Origin of the sequence: Actinomadura sp. WMMB 499, from assembly GCF_008824145.1 — a bacterium.
In the GTDB taxonomy this organism is placed as follows: Bacteria; Actinomycetota; Actinomycetes; order Streptosporangiales; family Streptosporangiaceae; genus Spirillospora.
Genome location: NZ_CP044407.1, coordinates 5,093,880 through 5,116,249 on the forward strand (window position 1 = coordinate 5,093,880; position 22,370 = coordinate 5,116,249).

24 protein-coding genes are annotated in these 22,370 nt (G+C 74.2%); 11 read left to right on the top strand and 13 right to left on the bottom strand.

The window, feature by feature from the left end:
* Positions 1–62 precede the first annotated feature (62 nt).
* Both F7P10_RS22630 and F7P10_RS22635 read left to right on the top strand, forming a co-directional pair.
* Positions 63–1,010, top strand: a complete 948-nt coding sequence (locus tag F7P10_RS22630; RefSeq protein WP_151011987.1) for a S9 family peptidase — start codon at positions 63–65, stop codon at positions 1,008–1,010.
* 52 nt (positions 1,011–1,062) lie between these two features.
* Positions 1,063–1,935: a CPBP family intramembrane glutamic endopeptidase gene (locus tag F7P10_RS22635; protein WP_218040117.1), complete on the top strand. Its 873-nt coding sequence runs from the start codon at positions 1,063–1,065 to the stop codon at positions 1,933–1,935.
* 65 nt (positions 1,936–2,000) lie between these two features.
* Here F7P10_RS22635 and F7P10_RS22640 read toward each other — a convergent pair whose 3' ends face one another.
* The 5 genes from F7P10_RS22640 to F7P10_RS22660 form a co-directional block, all read right to left on the bottom strand.
* The gene (locus F7P10_RS22640) at positions 2,001–2,186 is read right to left on the bottom strand and encodes a DUF397 domain-containing protein (protein ID WP_254715959.1); all 186 of its coding nucleotides are present in this window, start codon (positions 2,184–2,186) and stop codon (positions 2,001–2,003) included.
* Positions 2,187–2,205: 19 nt separating this feature from the next.
* Positions 2,206–4,329 (bottom strand): tetratricopeptide repeat protein, encoded by a 2,124-nt coding sequence (locus F7P10_RS22645; RefSeq protein WP_151011991.1) that lies wholly within the window; start codon positions 4,327–4,329, stop codon positions 2,206–2,208.
* A gap of 79 nt (positions 4,330–4,408) precedes the next feature.
* A complete protein-coding gene (locus F7P10_RS22650) occupies positions 4,409–5,710 on the bottom strand; it encodes a phosphotransferase family protein (RefSeq protein WP_151011993.1) in 1,302 nt (433 codons plus the stop codon).
* Positions 5,707–6,129 (bottom strand): nuclear transport factor 2 family protein, encoded by a 423-nt coding sequence (locus F7P10_RS22655; protein WP_151011996.1) that lies wholly within the window; start codon positions 6,127–6,129, stop codon positions 5,707–5,709. The genes F7P10_RS22650 and F7P10_RS22655 overlap by 4 nt, the downstream gene beginning before the upstream one ends.
* A 9-nt stretch (positions 6,130–6,138) precedes the next feature.
* Entirely contained in the window at positions 6,139–6,762 is a 624-nt protein-coding gene (locus F7P10_RS22660; protein WP_151011998.1) for a TetR/AcrR family transcriptional regulator, read from the bottom strand.
* 141 nt (positions 6,763–6,903) lie between these two features.
* On the opposite strand from F7P10_RS22660, the gene F7P10_RS22665 reads away from it, so the two are divergent.
* The 5 genes from F7P10_RS22665 (at position 6,904) to F7P10_RS22685 (ending at position 11,851) form a co-directional block, all read left to right on the top strand.
* Complete coding sequence (locus F7P10_RS22665) at positions 6,904–8,451, top strand: AMP-binding protein (protein WP_151012000.1); 1,548 nt, start codon at positions 6,904–6,906, stop codon at positions 8,449–8,451.
* A complete protein-coding gene (locus F7P10_RS22670) occupies positions 8,448–9,020 on the top strand; it encodes a VOC family protein (protein ID WP_151012002.1) in 573 nt (190 codons plus the stop codon). Before F7P10_RS22665 ends, F7P10_RS22670 begins: the two co-directional genes overlap by 4 nt.
* A complete protein-coding gene (locus F7P10_RS22675) occupies positions 9,004–9,645 on the top strand; it encodes a carboxymuconolactone decarboxylase family protein (protein ID WP_151012004.1) in 642 nt (213 codons plus the stop codon). Before F7P10_RS22670 ends, F7P10_RS22675 begins: the two co-directional genes overlap by 17 nt.
* Complete coding sequence (locus F7P10_RS22680) at positions 9,645–10,823, top strand: acyl-CoA dehydrogenase family protein (RefSeq protein ID WP_151012005.1); 1,179 nt, start codon at positions 9,645–9,647, stop codon at positions 10,821–10,823. Before F7P10_RS22675 ends, F7P10_RS22680 begins: the two co-directional genes overlap by 1 nt.
* Before the next feature lie 95 nt (positions 10,824–10,918).
* A complete protein-coding gene (locus F7P10_RS22685) occupies positions 10,919–11,851 on the top strand; it encodes an SMP-30/gluconolactonase/LRE family protein (RefSeq protein WP_151012007.1) in 933 nt (310 codons plus the stop codon).
* Between the two features lie 79 nt (positions 11,852–11,930).
* On the opposite strand, the gene sepF is transcribed toward F7P10_RS22685, so the two are convergent.
* Positions 11,931–12,137 (bottom strand): cell division protein SepF, encoded by a 207-nt coding sequence (gene sepF, locus F7P10_RS42605; RefSeq protein ID WP_176611618.1) that lies wholly within the window; start codon positions 12,135–12,137, stop codon positions 11,931–11,933.
* 280 nt (positions 12,138–12,417) lie between these two features.
* Between sepF and F7P10_RS22695 the strand changes: the two genes are divergently transcribed.
* Positions 12,418–12,840, top strand: coding sequence for an ATP-binding protein (locus F7P10_RS22695; RefSeq protein ID WP_254715960.1), 423 nt, complete (start codon positions 12,418–12,420; stop codon positions 12,838–12,840).
* Positions 12,841–12,943: 103 nt separating this feature from the next.
* Here F7P10_RS22695 and F7P10_RS22700 read toward each other — a convergent pair whose 3' ends face one another.
* The 3 genes from F7P10_RS22700 to F7P10_RS22710 all read right to left on the bottom strand — a co-directional run bounded on the left by F7P10_RS22700 (position 12,944) and on the right by F7P10_RS22710 (position 15,094).
* Positions 12,944–13,603, bottom strand: a complete 660-nt coding sequence (locus tag F7P10_RS22700) for a choice-of-anchor P family protein (protein WP_151012011.1) — start codon at positions 13,601–13,603, stop codon at positions 12,944–12,946.
* A gap of 27 nt (positions 13,604–13,630) precedes the next feature.
* A complete protein-coding gene (locus F7P10_RS22705; protein WP_254715961.1) occupies positions 13,631–14,446 on the bottom strand; it encodes a L,D-transpeptidase in 816 nt (271 codons plus the stop codon).
* Positions 14,447–14,605: 159 nt separating this feature from the next.
* Entirely contained in the window at positions 14,606–15,094 is a 489-nt protein-coding gene (locus F7P10_RS22710) for a MarR family transcriptional regulator (protein WP_151012013.1), read from the bottom strand.
* A gap of 378 nt (positions 15,095–15,472) precedes the next feature.
* Between F7P10_RS22710 and F7P10_RS22715 the strand changes: the two genes are divergently transcribed.
* Positions 15,473–16,615, top strand: coding sequence for a PP2C family protein-serine/threonine phosphatase (locus F7P10_RS22715; RefSeq protein ID WP_151012015.1), 1,143 nt, complete (start codon positions 15,473–15,475; stop codon positions 16,613–16,615).
* Here the strand turns inward: F7P10_RS22715 and F7P10_RS22720 are convergent.
* Genes F7P10_RS22720 through F7P10_RS22730 form a run of 3 tightly spaced genes read right to left on the bottom strand, consistent with a single transcriptional unit; the run spans position 16,599 to position 19,898 of the window.
* Positions 16,599–17,048 (bottom strand): response regulator, encoded by a 450-nt coding sequence (locus F7P10_RS22720; RefSeq protein ID WP_151012017.1) that lies wholly within the window; start codon positions 17,046–17,048, stop codon positions 16,599–16,601. The two genes, F7P10_RS22715 and F7P10_RS22720, sit on opposite strands and share 17 nt — an antisense overlap.
* The gene (locus F7P10_RS22725) at positions 17,029–18,702 is read right to left on the bottom strand and encodes an ATP-binding protein (protein ID WP_254715962.1); all 1,674 of its coding nucleotides are present in this window, start codon (positions 18,700–18,702) and stop codon (positions 17,029–17,031) included. Before F7P10_RS22725 ends, F7P10_RS22720 begins: the two co-directional genes overlap by 20 nt.
* Entirely contained in the window at positions 18,699–19,898 is a 1,200-nt protein-coding gene (locus tag F7P10_RS22730) for a PP2C family protein-serine/threonine phosphatase (RefSeq protein WP_151012019.1), read from the bottom strand. The genes F7P10_RS22725 and F7P10_RS22730 overlap by 4 nt, the downstream gene beginning before the upstream one ends.
* A gap of 204 nt (positions 19,899–20,102) precedes the next feature.
* On the opposite strand from F7P10_RS22730, the gene F7P10_RS22735 reads away from it, so the two are divergent.
* Positions 20,103–20,759, top strand: a complete 657-nt coding sequence (locus tag F7P10_RS22735; RefSeq protein ID WP_254715963.1) for an RNA polymerase sigma factor — start codon at positions 20,103–20,105, stop codon at positions 20,757–20,759.
* Positions 20,756–21,919 carry a CU044_5270 family protein gene (locus F7P10_RS22740; RefSeq protein WP_151012021.1) on the top strand — a complete coding sequence of 388 codons (1,164 nt, stop codon included), beginning with the start codon at positions 20,756–20,758 and terminating at the stop codon, positions 21,917–21,919. Before F7P10_RS22735 ends, F7P10_RS22740 begins: the two co-directional genes overlap by 4 nt.
* A gap of 34 nt (positions 21,920–21,953) precedes the next feature.
* Here F7P10_RS22740 and F7P10_RS22745 read toward each other — a convergent pair whose 3' ends face one another.
* Complete coding sequence (locus F7P10_RS22745) at positions 21,954–22,289, bottom strand: hypothetical protein (RefSeq protein ID WP_254715964.1); 336 nt, start codon at positions 22,287–22,289, stop codon at positions 21,954–21,956.
* Between the last annotated feature and the right edge of the window lie 81 nt (positions 22,290–22,370).

Sequence of the window (22,370 nt, forward strand, 5' to 3'; positions counted from 1 at the left end):
CCTTCATGATCTCACACCTGATAACGTTCTCAGCGTTGATAACAATGAGAGGCGAACCCCCCGTGCCCGATACCGAGATGACGGTCACCGCCGACGATGGGACCCGGCTGGCCGGCACCCTGACCCTGCCGGCCGCTCCCGGCCCGCACCCCGCCGTCCTGCTGCTGCACGGCTCCGGCCCCCTGGACCGGGACGGCGGCACCCCGAAGCTCCCCATGAACCTCGGCCGTCCCCTGGCCGGCGCGCTCGCCGGACAGGGGATCGCGACGCTGCGCTACGACCGGCGCGGCGTCGGCGCCACCCCCGGCGACTGGCGGTCCGCCGGTTTCGCCGGCAACCGCGAGGACGCCGCGGCCGCCGTGCGCGCCCTGGCCGCGCACCCCGGCATCCGGCCCGGCGCCATCGCGGTCGTCGGCCACAGCGAGGGCGCGCTGCACGCCATGGCCCTCGCCGGGCGCCACGACGTGCGGGCGGCGGTCCTGCTGGCCGGATACGCCCGCCCAGGCGAGGAGGCCGTCCGCTGGCAGGCCCGCGCGATCCTGGCGAGCATGCCCGCGCCCGTCCGCCTGCTGCGCCGCCCCCTCGCGGGGATCGGCGAGCGGGCCCTCGCCCGGATCAAGGACACCCGGACGGACGTCGCGCGCATCGCCGGGCTCCCGGTGAACGCGCGCTGGATGCGCGAGAACCTCGCCCACGACACCCGGGACGATCTCGCGGCCGTCCGGGTGCCCGTCCTGGCCGTCACGGGCGACAAGGACATCCAGGTCGATCCCGCGGATCTGGACGAGATCGAGCGGCTGGTGCCCGCTGAGACCGAGATCCACCGCGTCCCCGGCCTCACCCACGTTCTCCGCCGCGACGGCGGAAAACCCTCCATGCGCTCCTACCGCCGCCTTCTGCGCGACCCGGTCGACCCCGACCTCCTCGCGCTCGTCGCGTCCTGGCTCACCCGCCGCCTCGACGCGAACCCTGGGGAGAAGCCCGCCGAGAAGAGCACCGCCTCTTCCTGACCCCCGGCCCCCGCCCACGCGAACCTCACCCCCGACCAGAGGGAGTCCCGGCATGACCTCACACGCACGCCCCGCCGTCCCCGGCACGTTCCGGAGCGACCTGATCCTGTTCATGACCATCGCGTTCGTCATGAGCTGGGCGGCCTGGGCCGTCGCGATCGCGCTCGGCGACGCGCCCGCGGCGACCGCCTTCCACGGCCTCGGCGCCTTCGGGCCGCTGGCCGGCGCCCTGGTGATCCGGCGCCGCCGCACCCGCCGCGGCGAGCCCGTCCCGGCGCGCGCCGTCCGGTACCGCCGGGCCGCCCTGGCCTGGGCGCCCGCGCTGCTGCTCCTGGGCTCGGCGACCGTCCTGGCGGGCGCCTTCCTGGCGCACGCCGCGGGCGGCCCCGGCCTCAGCCTGGAGCCCGGCATGGACATGATCGAGGCCAACCCCGGCGGGCCCGTCTCGTTCCTCGCCACCATGCTGCTGCTCGGCCCGGTGTCGGAGGAGCCGGGCTGGCGCGGGACCGCCTACCCGCGGATGCGCGCGTCGATGAACAGGTACACGGTCGCCCTGGTGCTCGGCCTGATCTGGGCCGTCTGGCACATGCCGCTGTTCTTCGTCCACGGCACCGTCCAGAACGAGCTGGGCGCGACGACCCCGAGCGGCGTGCTCTTCGCGGCCAGCTCCGTCCCGATGGCCATGCTGGTCTGCCACGCCTACGAGCGCGCCGGTGTCCTCGCGGCCGTCGCGACGCACTTCGCGGTCAACCTGACGATGGTGATGCTGGGCGTCGAGGAGCCCGTGACGCAGGCGATGATCATGGGCATCCAGGGCGTCGTCGCGGTCGCCCTGCTCGCCACCGTCCGGGAGGGGACGGCCGCGCCCGCCGCCCCGGCGCCCGCCCCGGCGGCCCGGCCGGACGGCGCCGCCCGCATCGGCTGACCCGCCCGGCCCCCCGGCCGCCCCGCCCGCAGCCCGCGGCCGGGGCGGCCGTCCCGTTCCGGCGGTCAGCGGTTCCGGAGCGCGGCGAAGAGCCGCCGCGCCGCGCCGACCGGCAGGTCGAGCGTCCCGGCGGCGGGCGCCTTCGAGTCGCGCACCCGGACGACGTCCCCCGAACGCCCGATCTCGACGCAGCAATGGGTCGGCGACGAGTGCCGCGACTTGCGGAACTCGCACTGTTCCCGGTCCTTCACGATCATCCTCCCGGTCACCTCACAGCTCTGCGATGGCCCGCTCGGTCTTGCGCGTTCCCGGATGCTCGGCGCCGAGTACGCGGCGCTGCACCGACAGCAGTTCTTCGAACGCCCGCCTCGCCGCCCTCTTCTTGCCCCTGGCGGCGAGAATGCCCGCCAGCACGGACTGGGTCGACAGGACGTCGCCGTGCTCCGCGCCGAAGAGGCGACGAAGTTCGGGGAGCACCTCCGTCAACTCCGCTTCGGCATCGTCGAGCAACTGCTTCTCCGCGAGCGCTTGCCCGATGTACTTCCGCGTGATCACGGTATCGGGATGGCGGGCCCCCAGCACGCGGCTTTGCGTCGCGTACACGTCGCGGAGCATCTCCTCCGATTCGTCCAGCCGGCCAAGGCGAACCGGCAGGCGGGCCAGCACGGTCAGGCTCACGAGGGTGTCCTGATGCTCCTCGCCGAGGACGTCGCGCCGGTCCGCGACGACCGCCCGGAGCACCTCCTGCGCCTCGGCGTGCCGGCCCTGTCCGGAGAGGCACAGCCCGACCTCGTGCCGAGCGTCCAGCGCGCTCGGATCCGTGGGACCGGACGAGCGGCCCCGGGCTTCGGCGACCTCCCGGGCGTGCGGCTCGGCGTCGGCCGGAGAACCGAGCAGGCGGAGCGCCATGGACAGGCGCAGGCGGAGCGTGAGGACCGCGGGGTGGCCGGGTCCCAGCGGCACGGCGGCCGACAGGGATTCCTCGATGAACGCGCGCGCGGTGAAGTACCGGCTCGTCCAGAGCAGAGCGAGGGCCACCCGCGCCGCCGTGCCGGTCATGCGCTCCAGCACCGGCTCGTCCGGACGGGACGCGGCCGCCTCCAGCAGTTCGCTCGCGTGCGGGACGAGCGAGGCCCACGCCGCCCCGTGCTCGGGGTCGCGCGGGTCCAGCCGTCCGGCGGCGGCGGCGAGCAGGCGCGCCGCGCTCGCCATGTGGTCGCCCGGCTCGTCGTCCTCGTGGCGCAGCACCTCGACGACGAGCGGGTGCACGGTGAGGGCCTCCACGCCGCCCTCGCCGTACAGCGCGAGCGTGATCATCCCGGTGTTGGCGAGGGCGCGCAGGTTCTCGGCGGCGCGGGCACCGATCGTCGCGTGGTCGAGCAGGTCGCAGGGGAACGGGGCCCCGCCGGCGAGCCGCGCGAGCACGTGCATGGTGCCCGCGACGTCCGGGCGCCCGCCGTCCGCGAGGGCGTCGAGGGTCAGCCGCCAGGTGCTCGCGACGACGGACCGGTCGTCGGTGCCGGCGCGCATCAGCTCGGGGAAGCGGTCGCGGAGCGCCATGGCGTACGCGGTGAAGGAGCGTTCGCGGTTGAACGGGGACGCGAGGTGCAGGCCCGCGTGGCGGAGGGCGAGGGGCAGCCCGCCGAGGCGTTCGGCCAGCGCGCGGGCCTCGGCGGCGGTGCCCGCCCCCGGCGCGAGGTCGAGCAGCATCCGGGCACCGGCCTCGGCGGGCAGCCATCCGATGTCGTGGACGACCGCGTGCCGCCCCCAGACGAGCGGGTCGACGGTGCGGCTGGTGACCAGGACGAGCCCGGAGGCGGCCGGACGGATCCAGCCGGAGCCGTCGGCGGCGGTCCGGCCGTCCACGGCGAGCGCGCCGGGGTCGTCGGCGTTGTCGATGACCAGGACCCAGTCCCGCTGGGCGTCGAGGACCTCCCACAGGACGTCGGCCGGGTTGCGGCGGCCGCGCGAGACGTCCTCGACGTCCTGCGCGGACGCGCCGAGGACCCGGGCGAGTTCGAGCAGGTCGGCGGCCAGCGCGCCGGGGTCGGCTCCGGACACCCACCAGACCCGCAGGCCGGCGTCCAGGCACGCCTCGGCCGCCCGCAGGGCGATGGTCGTCTTGCCGGTGCCGCCGAGCCCGCCGAGCACGTGCACGGTGCCGTCGGGCCGCCGCGCGGCGTCGTCGACGGTCCGCAGGACGTCCGCGCGGCCGCGCACGTGGCCGGGGAGCCGCCCGGTCGGCGGCCGCAGCACCGCCCGGGACCGGACGTTCTCCGGAGCGGGCAGCGCGCGGCCGGGGGCGGGCGTCCGGCGCAGCTGCGCCCACGCGATCGCCGCCGCGGTGGCGGTGACGACGAAGCCGGCCGCCCCGATCACCACTTCCGGATCCATGCCGTGATCATAGGTCGCCGCGGCTCCCCGGCCCTTTTCCGATCGGGCCGGATCACGAGAACCGGACGGCCGCAACCCGTTACGGCGGGGTGGCGAGGTGGCGGGGGTTCGCGACGGTGAGCTTGTCGACGACGGACGCGCGGACGGCCGCGACGACCTCGTCCGTCCGGTCGGCCAGCCGGCCCTCGCGGACGGCGGCGGCGAGCTCGGCGTCGTTCGCGCACCCGAGGGGCGCGAGCCGCGCCGCGTGGGCCTCGCGGTGCGCGTCGCCGAGCAGGAGTTCGCGGCGCGCGATGCGGAGCGCGGACGCGGCGACGCGCGCGTGGAAGCGGAGCCGGTCGTCGGCGTGGTCGGCCTCCAGGACGAACCGTTCGACGGCCTCCAGCAGGGCCGGGCCGGACGGACGGTCGTGCGGCGGGGCGGCCGCGCCCGTCCCGTCCTCCGACCCCAGCGGGTCGGGGACGGTGACCGGTTCGGCGAGCCCGAGGGCGAGGAGCAGGTCGTGCTCCTGCTCGCACACCTTGCGGCCGAGGACGGCGTACTCGATCGACGGGTCGGCGCCGCTCAGGTACCGCTCGGCCTGGTGGCGGCACAGGACCGTCCAGCGGAGCGTGCCGTAGACCTCCCACCAGTGCAGGACGTCCGGGTCCGGCGGGGTGCCGCCGCCGTCGGCGTACCCGGCGAGGAGGTCGGCGCGGGGGCCGAAGCCGCCGACGGGGTGCGGGGAGCCGAACCGCCACGCCTTCACGCACAGCCACCCGAGGTCCTCGGCGGGGTCCCCGAGGTGCGACAGCTCCCAGTCGAGGACGCCGGTGACGTCCGGGCCGTCGATCATCAGGTTGCCGTTGCGGAAGTCGCCGTGCACGACGGTGCGTCCGGTCGGCGCCGGGCGATTCGCGCGCAGCCACCGGAACGCGAGCTCGACGGCGGGGCGGGGCTCCTCGAACGCGTCGTAGTACTCGGCGAGCGCGTCGAGCGGGTCGGCGTCCGGCAGGTCCGGGACGGGCGCCATCGCGTGCAGGCGCGCGAGGATCGCGCCGAGCTCGCGCGCGAGACCGGGGCGCTCGGTGCGCAGCAGCCGGCGCGGGATCGTCTCCCCGGTCAGCCGCTCCATGATCAGGTACGGGGCGCCGTCGAGGTCGTCGCCGTGGTCGACGAGCGTGGGGACGGGGACGCCGGCGGCCGCGGCGGACGACAGCAGCGCCGCCTCGCGGGCCATCGCCGCCGCGTCGGGCGCGGCGGGCGGGTCGCGGCGAAGGATCAGCGGGCGGCCGTCGGCGATGAACGCCCAGGTCTCGCGGCTCGCGCCGCCGGAGAGCCGCTCCAGGCCGTCGATCCCGGCGCCGAGCCGGGCGGCGAGCGCGTCGCCCGGCCCGCTCATGCCCGCACGTCCGTGCGGGCGTCCGTCCGGGCGTCCGTGCGGGCGGCGCGCTGGGCGGCGGCCAGGGCGCGGAGGGGGTCGCTGCCCCGGCTGTCGGCGTACTCCTCGAGGCGGGCGATCCGGCCGTCCCGGACGGTCACGAACAGGCAGGCGTGCAGCTCGAAGGGCGCCCCGTCGGGGAGGGCGCCGCGCAGGACGTGCCGCTGCACGTACCCGTCGGGCAGGGCGTCGCGGCGCAGGACCTCGTAGCGCATGTCCCGCAGGTTGCGCGACAGCCAGCGGAGCGTCCGCAGGTTGTCGTCGAGTTCCTGGCGGCCGTCGTCGTTGTGCCAGATCGTCGCGTCGGGGGCGTACATGGTGCGCAGTGCGTCGGTGTCGCCCGAGGTGATGGCGGCGAGGAAACGGTCCGCGAGGTCCAAGGGGGGCTCCTAGGGGTCGAGGCCGAGGGCGCGGATGGAGAGGGTGTCGAGGGTGTCGAGGAGGCGGTCGTTGGGGCCCTCGCCCTGGACGAGCCACAGGTAGAGGGAGTGGTCGACCATGGAGGCGAGCGCGCGGGACGCCAGTTCGGGGTCGAGGTCGGCGGGGGCGAGGCCCGCCGCCTGCCAGCGGCGGATGGCCTTGGCGGAGCGGGCGACGGTGCCGGCGCGGTGCTTGCGGCGCATCTCCTGGAACTCGACGTTGAACGTCGAGACCTGCTCGATGATCGCCATCATCCTGGCGTTGCGCTGGTACGCCTCGTAGTAGGCGCGGTTGGCGCGGCGGACGCGCGCGGCCGGGGAGGGGCCGTCCAGGGGGACGAGGTCGTGCGCCGTCATGTCCGCGAAGAGGCGGTCGGCGACCTCCAGGAACACGGCCTCCTTGGAGGGGAAGTAGGTGTAGAAGGAGCCGTAGGCGACCTTGGCGTGCCGGGTGATGTGCGCGACGCGGGTGTCGAGGAAGCCGCGCTCCTCGAACACCTCGCGGGCGGCGGCGAGCAGGCGCTCGCGCGTGCGGGCGCCGCGTTCGGTCAGCGGCGCGGCCGGACCCGCGGCGCCGTTCGTCTCGCTCGCCATCGTCCTTCTTCCCTCGCTCGCCCGCCCTCTTGACAGCCGCATGGTCTCAGGTTCAGGATCCGAGCATCGAACGAAGATGACATGACTGTCAAGTCAAGTTTTGGAGGCCCGCCCCATGGCCGCTCGCGCGCCGGTACACCCATGCTGATCAGCGACATCGTCGAGTACGCGGCGCGCAAGCGCCCCGACCGGACCGCGCTCCGCTTCGAGGACGAGACGGTCACGTTCGCCGGGCTGCGCGACCGCGTCCGGCGGGCCGCGAACGCGCTGCGCGCCGTCGCCGGACCGGGCGACCGGGTCGCCGTCCTGTCCGGGAACCGCCCCGAGTACGTCGAGCTGTACTACGCCGTCCCGGCGGCCGGGATGGCGCTCACGTTCCTCAACCACCGGCTGCGCCCGGCCGAGATCGCCGCGCTCGTCGCGCACGCCGAGGCGTCCGTGCTGGTCGTGAGCGGCGAGTACGCCGAGGCGATGGCCGGGCTGCGGGACGCGATGCCGAGCGTCGAGCTCGTCGTCGGACTGGACGGCGACCGCCCGCACGCCGACCGGGCCTACGCCGACCTCGTGGCGGACGCCCCGGCCACCGAGCCGCCGCGCCCGGACGAGGACTCCGTGGGCTGGCTCGTCTACACGAGCGGCACCACCGGACGTCCCAAGGGCGTCATGCTCACCCACCGGAACCTGGTCGCGGGCGTCGCCGGGTCGGCGGCGGCCTGGGAGATCCCGGACGGCTCGGTGTTCCTGTTCTGCTTCCCGCTGTGCCACGTCGGCGGGTACGCGGTGCTGGTCAACCACCTGCGGGCCTGCACGGTCGGGATCGTCCGGTCCTACGACAACGAGACGTTCCTGCGGCTCGTCGCCGAGTGGAAGGTCACCCAGACGGGGCTCGCCCCGACGATGATCGCGTTCCTGTTGGGCCATCCCGGCATCGAGGACCGCGACCTCGGCACGCTCGAGGCGATCGGGTACGGCGCGTCCGCCATCCCCGCCGAGGTGCTGCGCCGGGGGATGGACGTCCTGGGCTGCGACTTCTACCAGGGGTTCGGGATGAGCGAGACGGGCGGCAACATCCTGTACTTCGGGACGGCCGAGCACCGCCGCGCCGCCGCCGGGGAGGCGCACCTGCTGGCCGCCGCCGGGCGCGCGATGGACACCGCCGACGTCCGGATCGTCGACGCCGCGTTCGCCGACGTCCCGGACGGCGAGCCCGGCGAGATGGTCGTCCGCTGCGACCAGGTGATGTCCGGGTACTGGCGGGAGCCGGAGCTGACCGCCGAGTCGTTCCGGGACGGCTGGCTGCGCACCGGCGACGTCGTCCGCCGCGACCCGGACGGCATGATCTACATCGTCGACCGGATCAAGGACATGATCGTCACGGGCGGGGAGAACGTCGCGTCCCGCGAGGTCGAGGAGGTCCTGTACCGGCATCCCGCCATCGCGGACGCCGCCGTGTTCGGCGTCCCGGACGCCCGGTGGGGCGAGGCCGTCGCCGCCGCCGTCGTCGTCCGCCCCGAGCACGCCGGGGCGGTCACCGCCGGCGACGTCGCCGCGTTCGTCCGCGAGCATCTCGGCGGGTACAAGGTCCCGCGGAAGGTCGAGTTCGTCCCCGAGCTTCCGCGCAACGTCGCGGGCAAGGTCCTCAAGAGGGACCTGCGGGCCCGCCACCACGAGATTCGGGAGGTGTCATGAACCGCGAATTCGAGCTCGGCGGCATCAACCATCTGGCGCTGGTGTGCTCCGACATGCGGCGCACCATCGACTTCTACTCCGGCGTGCTCGGCATGCCGCTGGTCAAGACGCTGGACCTGCCGGGAGGCATGGGCCAGCACTTCTTCTTCGACTGCGGCGGCGGCGACTGCGTCGCGTTCTTCTGGTTCCCCGACGCGCCCGACGGCGTCCCCGGCATCTCCGCGCCGAAGACGCGTCCCGAGGAGGGCGAGCTCCTCAGCGCCGTCGGGTCGATGAACCACGTCGCGTTCCACGTGCCGGTCGAGAAGTTCGACGAGTACCGGACGCGGCTGAAGGAGAAGGGCGTCAAGGTCAGCCCGGTCCTTAACCACGACGACAGCGAGTTCGGCGTCGCCCCGAAGATGCAGGACGGGGTGTTCGTCCGCTCGTTCTACTTCCAGGACCCGGACGGCATCCTCCTGGAGTTCGCGTGCTGGACGCGGACGTTCACCGATGCCGACGTCTCCCACACCCCGAAGACGGCCGCCGACCGGCGGCCCGCGAAGGAGAGCAATGCCGCGCCTGCGTGAGGTCCCCCGAGCCGAAGTCACCGACGAACGGATCCTGTTCTTCTACGACCGGCTGTTCGCGCCCGACCGCGACCCGGCCGTCGACCACGGCACCGCCACCGGCACCCCCGGCGACTGGTGGACCGTGTTCGCGCAGGACCCGGACGTCTTCCGGCACGCCGTCCGCGGCTTCGCGCTCTACCGGGGCGCCTCCCTCGACCCGGCACTGCGCGAGCTCGGCCAGTGCCGGGCCGGCTGGGCGCGCGGCAGCCAGTTCGTCTTCTCGCAGCACTGCAAGCAGATGCGGGCGCTGAAGATGCCCGAGGAGAAGATCGAGGCGATCCCGCACTGGCAGACGGCCGACTGCTACACGCCGCTGGAGCGGGCGCTGCTCGCCTACACCGACGGGCTCGTCCTGGACGGCGGCCGCGTCCCGGACGCCGTCTTCGACATCCTCCGCGAGCACCTGTCGGACAAGGAAATCCTGCAGTTCACCTACATCACCTGCATGTACGACATGCACGCGGTGATGTCGAAGGCGCTGCGCGTCGAGTACGACAACCGCGAGGAGCCGATCGTCGAGGTCGCCGCGCCCGAGGGCTACGGCGACCGGGACATCTCCGACGACCTCGCCGGGGGACGCTGATGCTGTTCCCCGTGCCCGGCCACGTCCGGGACGTCCGCGACTCCGTGCACGCGTTCGTGACCGAGCGGGTCGAACCGGCCGAGGACGTCCTGAACGCGGGCGGCGACGAGGCCCGCGCGGCCATCGGGCGGCTCCAGCGGGAGGCGAAGGACGCCGGGCTGTGGGCGCTCGGGCACCCCGCCGAGCTGGGCGGCGGCGGACTGCCGTTCCTCGACTACGTGTACGTCAACGAGGTGCAGGGCCGCAGCGAGTGGGGGCAGATCGCCCTCGGCACCTTCACGCTCCAGGACTCGCTGATGCTGCACAAGTACGCGAGCCCCCGCTGGCGGGACCGCTACCTGGCGCCGATGGTGGCCGGGGAGCTGTCGCCGAGCTTCGCGATGACCGAACCGGACGTCGCGGGCTCCGACCCGACCGGCATGGAGACGACCGGCGAACTCGACGGCGACCACTGGGTGATCCGGGGCCGCAAGTGGTTCACGACGAACGCCGCCGCGGCCGCGTACACGACCGTCATGTGCCGCACCGAACCGGACGCCGCGTCGCCGCACCGGGCGTTCAGCATGATCATCGTGCCGACGGACACCCCCGGCTACCGGATCGTCCGGGACACGCCCGTCCTCGGGATGGGCGGCGGCACCGGGCACGGCGGGCACTACGAGGTCGCCTACGACGACGTCCGCGTCCCGGCCGACAACCTGCTCGGCCCGCGCGGGCACGGGTTCGTCATCGCGCAGGACCGGCTCGGCCCCGGCCGGATCTTCCACTGCATGCGCTGGCTCGGCCAGGCGCAGCGCGCGTTCGAGCTGATGTGCGCCCGGCTGGACGCGCGGACCGCGTTCGGCGAGCCGCTCGCCGCCAAGCAGCTCATGCAGCAGCACGTGTTCGACTCCTACACCGAGATCCAGGCGGCCCGGATGCTCACGCTCCAGGCCGCCGAGCAGATCGACGCGGGCTCGCAGGCGCGCGTGGAGATCGGCGCGATCAAGGTCGTCGGGGCGAGGATGCTGCACAACGTCGTCGACCGCGCGATCCAGGTGCACGGCGCCGCGGGCCTCACCGACGACTTCCCGCTGTCGCGCATGTACCGGCACGCCCGCGAGGCGCGCATCTACGACGGCCCGGACGAGGTCCACGTGCAGAGCACCGCCCGCCGCATCCTCAAGGCGATGCGGTGAGGCGCCGGACGCTCCTCTCCGGGGCACTCGCCGCCGGCCTGGCCGTCGGCACCGGCGGACCGGCCGCGGCGAAACCCCGCAGGAAGGGCAGGAGAATGAAGATCACCACGCTGGCCGAGGGCCTGCTGTTCCCCGAGGGCCCGGTCGCGCTGCCGGACGGCGACGTCCTCGTCTGCGAGATCCACCGCGGCACCCTCACCCGCGTCCGCCCGGACGGCACGACGTCCGTCGCCGCCGAGGTCGGCGGCGGCCCGAACGGCGCCGCGCTCGGCCCGGACGGGCGCGTGTACGTCGCCAACTGCGGCGGTCTGCTCCGCTTCGAGGTCGGCGGGTTCGTGTTCGCGGGCGGGATCCCCGCCGACTACGAGACCGGCAGCATCCAGGCCGTCGACCTCGCCACCGGCGCCGTCGAGACGCTGTACACCGAGGCGGACGGCGCGCCGCTGCGCGGACCGAACGACCTGGTGATCGACGCGCACGGCGGCATCTACTTCACCGACTACGGCAAGAGCGACGGCGTCACCGGCGACAAAGGAAAGCTGTTCTACGCGAAGGCGGACGGCTCGTCGATCACGATGATCGCCGCCGGCATGGAAGGCCCGAACGGGATCGGCCTGTCCCCGGACGGCGACCGGCTGTACGTCAGCGAGACCTACACCGCGCGCGTCTGGTGGTGGGACGTCACGGGGCCGGGCGTCATCGAGGGCGGCCGGTCGCTCGGCGGCTCGGGCGGCGGCAACTTCCTCTACACGGCGCCCGACTACACGAACTTCGACTCGCTCGGCGTGGACGCGCACGGCAACGTCTGCGTCGCGTCCATGATCCACGCGGGGATCTCCGTGGTGAGCCCGCGCGGACGGCTGGTCGACTTCGTGGAGATCGACGTCGCGAACGACCCCGGCATCACGAACATCTGCTGGGGCGGCGACGACATGCGCACCGCCTACGTCACCGCGTCCAGCACCGGCCGCCTCCTCAAGATCGAGGAATGGCCGCGCCCCGGCCTGAAGCTCGAACACTCCGGCTGACGCGCCGCCGAGGACGTCCGCCCCGGCACTCGGCCCCGTTCGCGCGCGCGAACGGGGCCGAGCGCGCTCTCGGGGGCGTTCAGGGCTGGAGCAGGAACAACCGGCGGTCGACGCGGTCGAGGGCGCCGCGGCGGGCGAACACGAGGCCCGTCGCGAAGTCGACGAGCTGCTTGGCCTCGTCGTCGGGCAGGTCGCTCAGGTCCATCAGCACGGGAATGCCCTTGCGAAAGAAGTGCCCGACGTAAAGGACCTCGTTGTAGTTCTGCGGACGAAGCTTCTTGACCACGGCCCCAGTCTGCCCGGAGCGGCCGGTGCCCGCCAGGCACCCGCCCGCGACACGGCGATGCCGGGTACCGGCGCCGCGGCATCCGTCCCGAACCGTCCCGCCGCCGATTGGCGTGCTCATTAATGGTGAGGGAAGGAGAGCGGAAAGAGATTTATCGGCGGCCCCGTATTCAGGGCCGATGCGCCGGTTGCCGGGGGGTCGAGAGTTTCCCGTTGGTGCGTGTGGGAAATCTGGAGGGCAGAGGGAACGGAGGCGGTTGGCCATGGAGGTCGTCCTCGAAATGACGCTGCCGAGGAGCGCGGAGAGCGCGCCTCTCGTGCGGCGGACGCTCGACGCCTCGCTCCGCGGCCTCGGGGTCACCTCCGAGATACGCGCCGATATAGCGCTGGCGCTCGGAGAGGCGTGCGCGAACGTCGTGCAGCACGCGGCGGCGGGGATGGAATACGAGGTCCGGGCCCGGATGGACGGGTACCGGTGCGTCGTCGAGATCGTCGACGAGGGCGGGGCGGCGTGCCCCGCGCAGTGGGGCGGTGCTCCGGCGCCGCCGCTCGCCGAATCCGGGCGGGGCCTGCAGTTGATGCGGGCGTTCACCGAGGACGTCCGGATCAGCGACCGCGCCCATCGGGGCGGCGCGATCGTGCACTTCGAGAAGTCGCTCTCGGCAGCGGCCGAGGAGGCCGTCGAAGAGATGCCGGCGAGCTGAAAAGGCGCCGGTCGGAAAGGCCGGCGGAAAGGGCGGCCGGGGGCCGGACGAGTGGTCCGGCCCGGCGGCGGACGTGTTCGCGCGCCGCCGGGCCGGCGTCCGGTCAGCCCGTGACGGGCAGGTCGCGCCGCACCGGAGTGGGGGCGGGCGCCTCGGGCTGCTTCTTCTCGACGGTCTTCGCCGGGCGGCCGCACGTGGCGGACGCGACGCTCAGCGTCGTGGGCTCGGTCAGCGGCAGCGTGAGCTCCATCGCGGTGACGTTCATCCGGCCGTCGGGCATCCGGCGCTGCTTGTTCAGCGTGAGGGTCGCGTCGCCGACGCCCTCGATCTTCACCGGGATGCGGGTGTTCGGCGGCGGCGTCACGTCCAGCCGGCGGCCCGCGACGCGCGCGTCGGCGAGGTGCGCCGAGCCCCGGCCGCCGTCGCACTTGGCGGCGACCGCGCTGGCCAGCAGGTCGGCGGACGGGACGCTCAGGCGCGCGACCTTCGACCGGGCGCGGGCCGCCGAGGCCCGGACGTCCAGCACTTCGGCCTGCACGAACTTGTTGCCCTTCTCCCGCAGCAGGCTCTTCTCCACCTGCTCGCCGCCGGACGAGACGGCGGGCACCGGCGCGATGTCCAGCGGGCCCGCGAGGGTGAGGCCGTAGGCGGACCCGGAGCCCTGGTCGGCCAGGGCCGGGGCGGTGAGCGCGGGCGCGAGCGCGGCGCCGAGGCCGGCGGCGAGCAGGCCCGCGGTGGTGAGGCGTCTGAAGGAAACTCGCATGGAAGACTCCGATCGTGGAGCGGAAGGTCAGTCGTTGATGAGGACGAGCGTCCCGAGCGGCACCCGGGACAGTGTGCGCAGCGCCTCGTCCGGCACCCGCACGCAGCCGTGCGTGGCCGCCCGGCCGAACACCGACGCGTCCGGCCACCCGTGCAGCGCCACGGTGCCCGGACCGCCGCCGAAGGTGTCGAGCGTGTCGGAGTGCGCGCCGAGCGGCAGCACCAGCGGGCTCGGGCCCTTCCCCGGAGCCAGCTGGGCCATGACGAACGTGCGGCCGGTGGGCGTCGGCGTGGCGGCCTCGCCGATGGCGACCTTCCACCGTCCGACCGCCTCGCCCGACCGCCGCAGCGTGAGCCGCCGCTCGCCGAGGTCGACGGTGACGAGGTAGGGCGAGCGCGCCGTGCGCAGCCCGTCGCCGGAGATCCACCCGGACGCCCGGTTGGGGCGGCTGGGCAGCAGCACGCGCCGCCAGCCGCCGGAGCTCTCCACGACCGGGACCCAGGTGGGGCCGCCGAGCTGTTCGGTGGGGAGCGTGGCGACGGGGCTGCCACCGGGGCGGTCCAGCACCGGCAGCGGCTTCGTCGGGTGCACCACGAGGCCGTCGGTCGCGTCCCGGCCGGCGTCGGCGGGCGCGCCGTCGACGGTCGTGAACGTGGTGGACTCGGGCACCGCGGAATTGCCGGCGGCCGCCTTCCCGGACGTTCCGGCGGCCGTCCCGGCGGACGGTTCCGCGGCCGCCCCGCGGCCGGGCGCGCCCCCGCAACCGGCCAGCAGCAGCGCCGCGGCCGGGGCGAGCGCACTCACCGTGATCACTCGCATCCGGAGCGCAGTCATCGTCGCCATGGTGCGGGATGCTAGCGGTGGGAAGGGTGCGCGCAGAGGGAATTCGGAAAATGCCACGCCGGAGCGGTTGTTCCGCTCGTATTCAGGTGGCTATTTCTGTTTTGCCGGGGCGGAATGCGGTTAGGGAGGAAAGATGGCTTTCGGGGGGTGTGCCGTGGATCATGCGGGCATCGAGAACGAGCCGTCCGGCCCGGTCCGCCCGGCCGCGTCGGTGAACTGCGCCAGCCCCCACACCAGCGCGGCCCGCGCGGACGTCGGCATCGACGCCAGCACCCGCGCCAGCTCCTCCCGGCGCCGCACCCGCAGCCGGTCGAGCAGCTCCTCGCCGTCCGCGGTGAGCCGCAGCGTGACCTCCCGGCGGTCCCGGCCCGGATCGCGCATCAGCAGCCCGGACGCCTCCAGCCGATCGCACAGCCGGCTCGCCGACGACACCAGCGCACCGAGCCGGTCCGCCAGGCTGCTCACGTTCACCGGCCCCTGCTCCTCCAGGACCAGCAGCGCCCGCAGCTGCGTCGCCGGCACCGGGACGTCCGGCGCGCTGTGCGCCCGTGACCACACGGTCATCAGTGCGGCGGCGGCGTCATCGAGTGCGGCCGCGTCCACTGCGGCCCTCTCACCCGGAGCGGCGTCACTCGGCGTGCCGACCATGTTCTCTACTGTACTTATTGCAAGACCCTTGGCGTCAGGCCCCTGGGGGGGCCTTCCTTCAACGGGTCTTGCGTGCGATTGCTGCATCGCTTCGACTCGCCCTGGGGGCTCGCTGCGCGATCAGGTTCTTGCTTCGCTCGAACCTGGCTTCGCTCGCAATCGCAGTGGTTTCGGTCCGCTGTGGCTGGGGCTCGGCTGGGGTGGGTGGTGCCTGATGAGTGACGGGTTCGTGGGGGCTGCGTGCGATTGCTGCATCGCTCCGGCCCGCCCAGGGGCTCGCTGCGCGATCGGATTCTCGCTTCGCTCGAATCCGGCTTCGCTTGCGATCGCGGTGGTTTCGGTCCGTTGTGGTTGGGGCTTGGTTGAGGTGGGTGGGTGATGTCCGACGGGTTCGGGGAGGTCGTGCGGGCCGTTCAGGAGGCTCGGCCGCATGAGCTGGCGGCGGTCGCGGGGCGGGCGGTCGGACGGTACACGGGGGGCGGGGAGGCGCGGCTGCTGCTGCCCGACTACCGGCAGACGGTGCTCGTCGCCCCGGACGGCGGCGAGACGCCGATCGCCAACACCGCGCCCGGGCACGCCTTCGCCGCGCAGCGGACGATCCGGGACGAGACGGACGACACCCTGCACGTCCCGCTGACCGTGCACGGCGACCGCATCGGCGTGCTGACCGTCCCGCTGCCGCCCGGCGCGGAACCGGACCGGCTGGACGAACTCGCGGCCGTCCTCGCCCGCGCCGTGCGGCTCGCGGACGGCGGCACCGACCTGTACCGGCGGGTCCGGCGGCGGACGCGGCTCACGGTGGCCGCCGAGATGCAGTGGGACCTGCTGCCCGCGTCCGCGTTCGAGACGGCCGAGATCGGGTTCGCCGGGCGGCTCGAACCGGCGTACGCGGTGTGGGGCGACCACTTCGACTGGGCGGCGGCCACCGGCGGGTTCACGCTGGCCGTCACCAACGGGATGGGCACCGGCACCGAGGCCGCCGGGCTCACCCACCTGGCGGTCAGCGCGCTGCGCAACGCGCGCCGGTCCGGCGGCGACATCGCCGAGCAGGCGACGCTCGCCGACCAGGCCGTCTTCGCGCGGCACCGCGGCGCCCTGTACGTGTCGACGCTGCTGCTCGACTTCGACCACGCCACCGGGCGCGTCCGGACGATCGACGCCGGGTCCCCGCGCATCTACCGGCTGCGCGGGACGTCCGCCGACCTGGTCGAGTTCGACGCGCAGCTGCCCCTCGGCATGTTCGGCGACACCCGGTACGTGGTCGAGGAGTTCACCGTCGAGCCCGGCGACCGGCTCGTGGTCGTCAGCGACGGGGTGCACGGCGCGCGGTCGCCGTCGTCCGCCGAACCGTTCGGCGGCACCCGGCTGCTGAACGCGCTGCGCGACACGCGGCTGCAGGCCCCGCCCGAGGCCGTCGGCACCGTCGTCCGCAACTACGTCGCGTTCTACGAGGGCGAGGAACCGGCCGACGACGCGGTCGTGGTGTGCGTCGACTGGCGCGGCGTCAGCGGGGGAGCTTGACGACCGACACGAAGAAGTCGTCGATCCGGCGGACGACCGACACGAACCGCTCGAAATCGACCGGCTTGGTCACGTAGGCGTTGGCGTGCAGGCGGTAGCTGCGCAGGATGTCCTCGTCGGCCTCCGACGTCGTCAGGACCACCACCGGGATGCTGCGCAGGTTCTCGTCGTCCTTGATCTCGCTGAGCACCTCCCGGCCGTCCTTGCGCGGCAGGTTCAGGTCGAGCAGCACCAGGTCGGGGCGCGGCTTGCCCTCGTACTCGCCCTCCCGGCGCAGGAACGCCATCGCCTTCTCGCCGTCCTCGACCACGTGCAGCACGTTCTGCACCTTGTTGTGCTCGAACGCCTCGGTGGTGAGCAGGACGTCGCCGGGGTCGTCCTCGACCAGCAGCACCTCGATGGGGCGGGGTCCGTCAATCAGGCCGTCGGTCATCGGTCTCTCCCTCGGGAAGGGTCCAGCGGAACGTGGTGCCGGGATCGTCGCCGTCCCGCTCGTCGGTGTCGAGCCAGATGCGGCCGCCATGGTATTCGACGATCTTCTTGCAGAGCGCGAGGCCGATCCCGGTGCCGGAGTACTCGTCGCGCTGGTGGAGCCGCTGGAAGATCAGGAAGATGCGGTCGGCGTACCGGGGCTCGACGCCGATGCCGTTGTCGGCGCAGTGGAACTCCCACTCGCCGTCCCGGTGCTCGGCGGCGATGGACACCCGCGGCGGGACGCCCTCGCGGCGGAACTTGATCGCGTTCCCGGCGAGGTTCTGGAACAGCTGCGTGAGCTGGCTGCGGTCGCCCGGGACGGCCGGCAGTTCGCCGACGTCCACGGTCGCGCCCGTCTCCTCGATCAGCGCGTCCAGGTTCGACACGGCCTGCCGCGCGATCTCGTTCAGGTCGACCGCGTCCTCGATCCGGGACATCCGGCCGACCCGCGAGAACCCCAGCAGGTCGTTGATGAGGGCCTGCATGCGCTTCGCGCCGTCCACCGCGAACTCGATGTACTGGCGGCCCCGGTCGTCCAGCTGGTCGCCGTAGCGGCGCTCGATCATCTGGCAGAAGCTCGCGACCTTCCGCAGCGGCTCCTGCAGGTCGTGGCTCGCGACGTACGCGAACTGCTCCAGCTCGGCGTTCGAGCGGCGCAGCTCCTCGGTCTGCTCGTTCAGCCGGCCCGCGGCCCGGACGCTCGTGCCCCACTCGTCGAGGATCCGCCGCCGCATCGCGTCGATGATCGCCGCGAGCTCGTGCAGCTCCGCCGGGCCCGTCACGTCCAGGGGGTGCGCGAAGTCGCCCTGCGCCACCGCGCGGACCCCGCCGGTCATGGCCGAGACCGGTTTCAGCACCGTCCGGCGGATCAGCAGCGCCATCGCGGCGACCGCCGCCACCACGAGCGCGAGCGCGGTGCACGTCGCCCAGAGCGCGGCCTGCCCGCGGGAGCTGAGGGCGTCGGCCTTCTCTCCGTGCAGGGTGGTGAGCGCCTGCTGGAGGTGCTGGACGTCGCCCCGGACGGCGTCGTACAGCCGCCCGCCCTGCTCCTCCTGCTCTTCCGTCAGGCCCGAGCCCGGCCCGCGCTCGATGATCGGCTCGGCGAACCCGGTGCGCCACGCGGCGGCGTCCGCCGTCGTCCGGTCCAGCGGCGCCACGACCTCGTCGCCGCCCGACACCCCGGTCAGCAGCCGCCGCATCCGGGACGCCGCGGCCTCCTCCCGCTCCACCGCCGCCCGGAAGGCGGCGAGCGACTCCCGGCCGCCGTCCGTCGCGAACGCCCGGACGGCGGCGTCCTGCGCGTTGAGCGACGAGGTCACCTCGAACTGCTCCAGCGTCGCCTGGGACACCTGGCCGACGAGCTCCTCGCGCGCCTTGTCGTTCTCGTACAGCGCCGCCCCGGTGAGCGCGAAGGCGAGCGCCAGCAGCAGCGCGAGGACCAGCGCGACCGTCCGGTACAGGGTCCGCAGGCTGACCCGGCTCAGGCCGTGCGGCTCCGGGTACTCGGCGTGCGGCAGGACGACCGCCGGGCCGAAGGGCACGCCCTCGGCCGCGCCGCGCGTCCGGCTCTCGTCGGGGGCGTCGGGGTCGGGGGGCGGCTTGTCGGGGGTCAAAGTTCGCCTCGGCTGAGCATCAGTACCGCCAGATCGTCGGCCAGGACGTCGCCGTTCAGCCGCTCGGCCTCGGCGACCAGCCCGCCGACCAGCGTCTCGCCGCGCTCGCCGCGGGCGTGCGCCGCCTCCGCGAGTTCCAGCAGCCCTTCGAGGTCGAGCCGCTCGCCGTCGTCCCCGACGCAGCCCTCGATCAGCCCGTCGGTGTAGAGGAACAGGCCCCACGCGTCCCCGAGTTCGACGTCCTGCGCGGGCCACTCGAGGCCGGGCAGGAGCCCGAGCGCGGGGCCGCGCGGCTCCTCCGGGAGGGCCCGGACGCCGTCCGGGCCGAACAGCAGCGGGCGCGGATGCCCGGCCCGGTGGACGCGCGCGGTGCGGCGGTCCGGCGCGATCGTCAGCATGCAGAGTGTCGTGAAGATCTCCTCGCCCCACCTCTCGTGCTCCAGTACCGCGTCGAGGATCTCCAGGAGCCGCTGCCCCTGGTGCCCCGCGAGGACGAGCGTCCGCCACGCCATGCGCAGCCGCACGCCGAGGGACGCCTCGTCGGCGCCGTGCCCGCTGACGTCCCCGATGACCGCGTGGACGGTGCCGTCCGCGGTCTCCACCGTGTCGTGGAAGTCGCCGCCGAGCAACGCGCGGTCGCGGCCGGGCCGGTACCGGGTGTGGTGCCGCAGCGAACCGTCGTGCAGGATCGGGACGGGCAGCAGCCCCCGTTCGAGGCGGGCGTTCTCCTGCCCGAGCACCCGCGCCTCGACGAGCTGCCGCTCGGACTCGTCGGCCCGCTTGCGCTCGATCGCGTAGCTGATCGCCCGGCTGAGCAGCGCGCCGTCGACGTCCTGCTTGACCAGGTAGTCCTGGGCCCCGGCGGCGACCGCCTCCACCCCGACGTGCGAGTCGGCGAGGCCGGTCAGGACGAGGACGGCCGTGTGCGGCGCGTGGTCGAGCACCTGCCGCAGCGCGTCCAGCTCCTGGGCGTCCGGCAGCGACAGGTCGACGATGACGCACTGGAGCGCCGGGTGGATCGCCTCCAGCGCCTCGGCGAGCGTCCGCGCCACGGTGATCTCGACGCCCGGCCGGACCTCGGTCAGCAGCTCCTCGAACAGGAACGCGTCGCCCGGGTCGTCCTCGACGAGGAGCAGCCGGAGCGTGCCGGTGACGCCCAGGAGACGTTCGGCGCCGCGACTCGGGATCGCGGTCATGGCTCAGCTCCTTCGCGGGTGCCCTTCGAACGGTGCATTTGCTTGCAGTCGAGCAAATATTAGAGGCAGTCCGAGCAAGCCTTGCACCCACCGTGGCGGATCCGATCATCGTGCCGGGGAAATCGGGCCCCGCGGGTAACGATGGCGTTGCCCGCGCCACTACCCCGTGACGGAACACACACCTGGTGGACGGAGGAGCACACGGTGGCGGACGAAGCCCCCGATCGACCGGGCCCCGGCGGGGTCCCCGGCCAGCGGGCCCCCGACGAGCGGGCCGCCGATCGGCGCGCCGCGGACCAGCGGCGCTTCACCGCGATGTACGACGCGTGCCGGCAGCGCGTCTGGGCGTACGCGGCGAGCCGCGCCGGGCGCCAGATCGCGGACGAGGTGGTGAGCGAAACGTTCACGGTGGCGTGGCGCCGGCTGGCCGACGTGCCCGACCCGCCGCTGCCCTGGCTGCTCGGCGTCGCGCGGAACGTGCTGCGCGCCGGCGACCGGGCCGAGGCCCGGCGCGCGGCGGTCACGGCGGAGTTCACCGCGGACGCGGCGCGCCGGGCGCCGCGCCCCGGCGACGTCGCCGAGGAGGTCGCCGAGCGCCTCGCGGTGCTGCGCGCGATGGCGACCCTGTCCGAGGCCGACCGGGAGATTCTGATCCTCGTCGCCTGGCAGGGCCTGGCACCGCGGGACGCGGCCCGCGTCGTGGGCTGCTCGGCCGCGGCGCTGCGGGTGCGGCTGCACCGGGCGCGGCGGCGGCTGGTCCGGGCGGTCGAGGACGGCCCCGAACCGGGCCGGGCGGGACCGGAGGCGGCCGGGCCGGACGAGCGTCCACGGGTGGGGATCATCAAGGAGGAGTGGTCATGAACGACGTGCTGCGGACGCTGCGCGAGGCGCGCCCCGTGGAGCTGGCCCCGGACGCGCCGGTCGACCCGGAGGTGCGGCGCGCCGAGCTGGCGCGGGCGATGGCGGAGCGGCCGTCCGGGCCGGACGGTGCGCGGGCGCCGCGGGCGAGGCCGCGCCGGGCGCTGCCGGTGTGGGGGCTGGGCCTCGCGGGCGCGGCGGCCGCCGCCGCACTGGTCGCGGTGAACCTCCCCGCGGCGGACGGCACGCGGGGCGACGCGACGCCCGCCGCCGGTGCGCCGGTGCGGACGCTCGACGCCGGGACGGTGCTGCTCGCCGCCGCCGAGAAGGCGGAGTCGCGGCCCGCGGGGACGGGCGCGTACTGGTACGTGGCGAAGGTCCAGTCCGGCTACTACCGGGTGGGCGAGCCGGGGGCGCGCTACACGGTCGTCGACCGGTCGAGGCACGAGTCCTGGACGCCCCGGGAGCCGGGCGGCCGGGTCTGGGGCCGCGAGCGGCGGCTCGGGGCGCGGGCGGCGACCCCGGCGGACGCGGCGCTCTGGCGGCGCGCCGGATCGCCGTCGACGTTCACGCTGGAGGTGCCCGTCGCGCCCGGTGAGACGGGGAAGCTCAAGCCGATGGAGGCGTCCACCGCGCCGGGCCCGTGGCAGACGTCGAGCTCGCCGCTGGTCGACGGCGACAAGGTGTTCTGGCTGGGCCGGAACGTGACGATGGCGGACCTGCGCGCGCTGCCCGGCGACCCGGCGGGGCTCAAGGCGGAGCTGCTGCGCTGGTACCGGGGGCACGGCACGGAGGCGGCGAGCGAGCCGATGCCGGCGGACGCCTGGCTCTACCGCACGTCCGTCGGGCTGGTGACCGACATGCCCGTCACGCCGCGGGTGCGGGCCGCCGCGTTCCGGATGCTGGCGGGGCTCGCGCCGGTCGTGGGCGCGGGCGAGGTCGTGGACTCGCGGGGACGGACGGGCGACGCCGTCGCGCTCGACGAGCGGACGCCCCTCGGGACGATCCGGCACCGGCTCGTCATCGACCCGGCGACCGGACGGCCGCTGGCCGCCGAACGGGTGCTGCTCGAGCCCGCGTCGGGGGTGGACCGGCCCGCTGGAACGGTGCTGAGTTCCGCCGCCGTGACGGCGATGGAATGGACGGACTCGGCACCGCGCTGATCAGTTCGCGGGCGGCCGCGTGATCGATATGTGATCAGGCGCTCTTGGGGGTTCGAGCAGGGGTCCGGGCGGGGCGGCGGGCTGCTTTCTGCGCCGCCCTGCGCTGGGCGGCGGCGGAGCGGGCGCGGTTCAGGCTTTCCCTGACCTTGGCGGCGCCGGCGGTGGCGGTGGCGGTGTCGCGGACGCGCCCGGCGTACACCGCGAGCACCTCCGAGACCGGGGGAGGCTGCCATTCCTCCTTGGGGACGACGGGAAGCAGGGAGTGGGTCGGGAGTGCGAGACCGGTGTCGGTATTCGCGGGCACGGGGACGAGCGCGAGATGTGATCGGCAGTGCGGGCACTGCGCCCCCGGATGGGTGTCTCTGCTCATACAAAGAATGATTACCCGAGGGTCTGACAAAACGGCATACCAGTTTTAGGGACGGTCCGTGCGCGGGTGCGGGCGCCGATG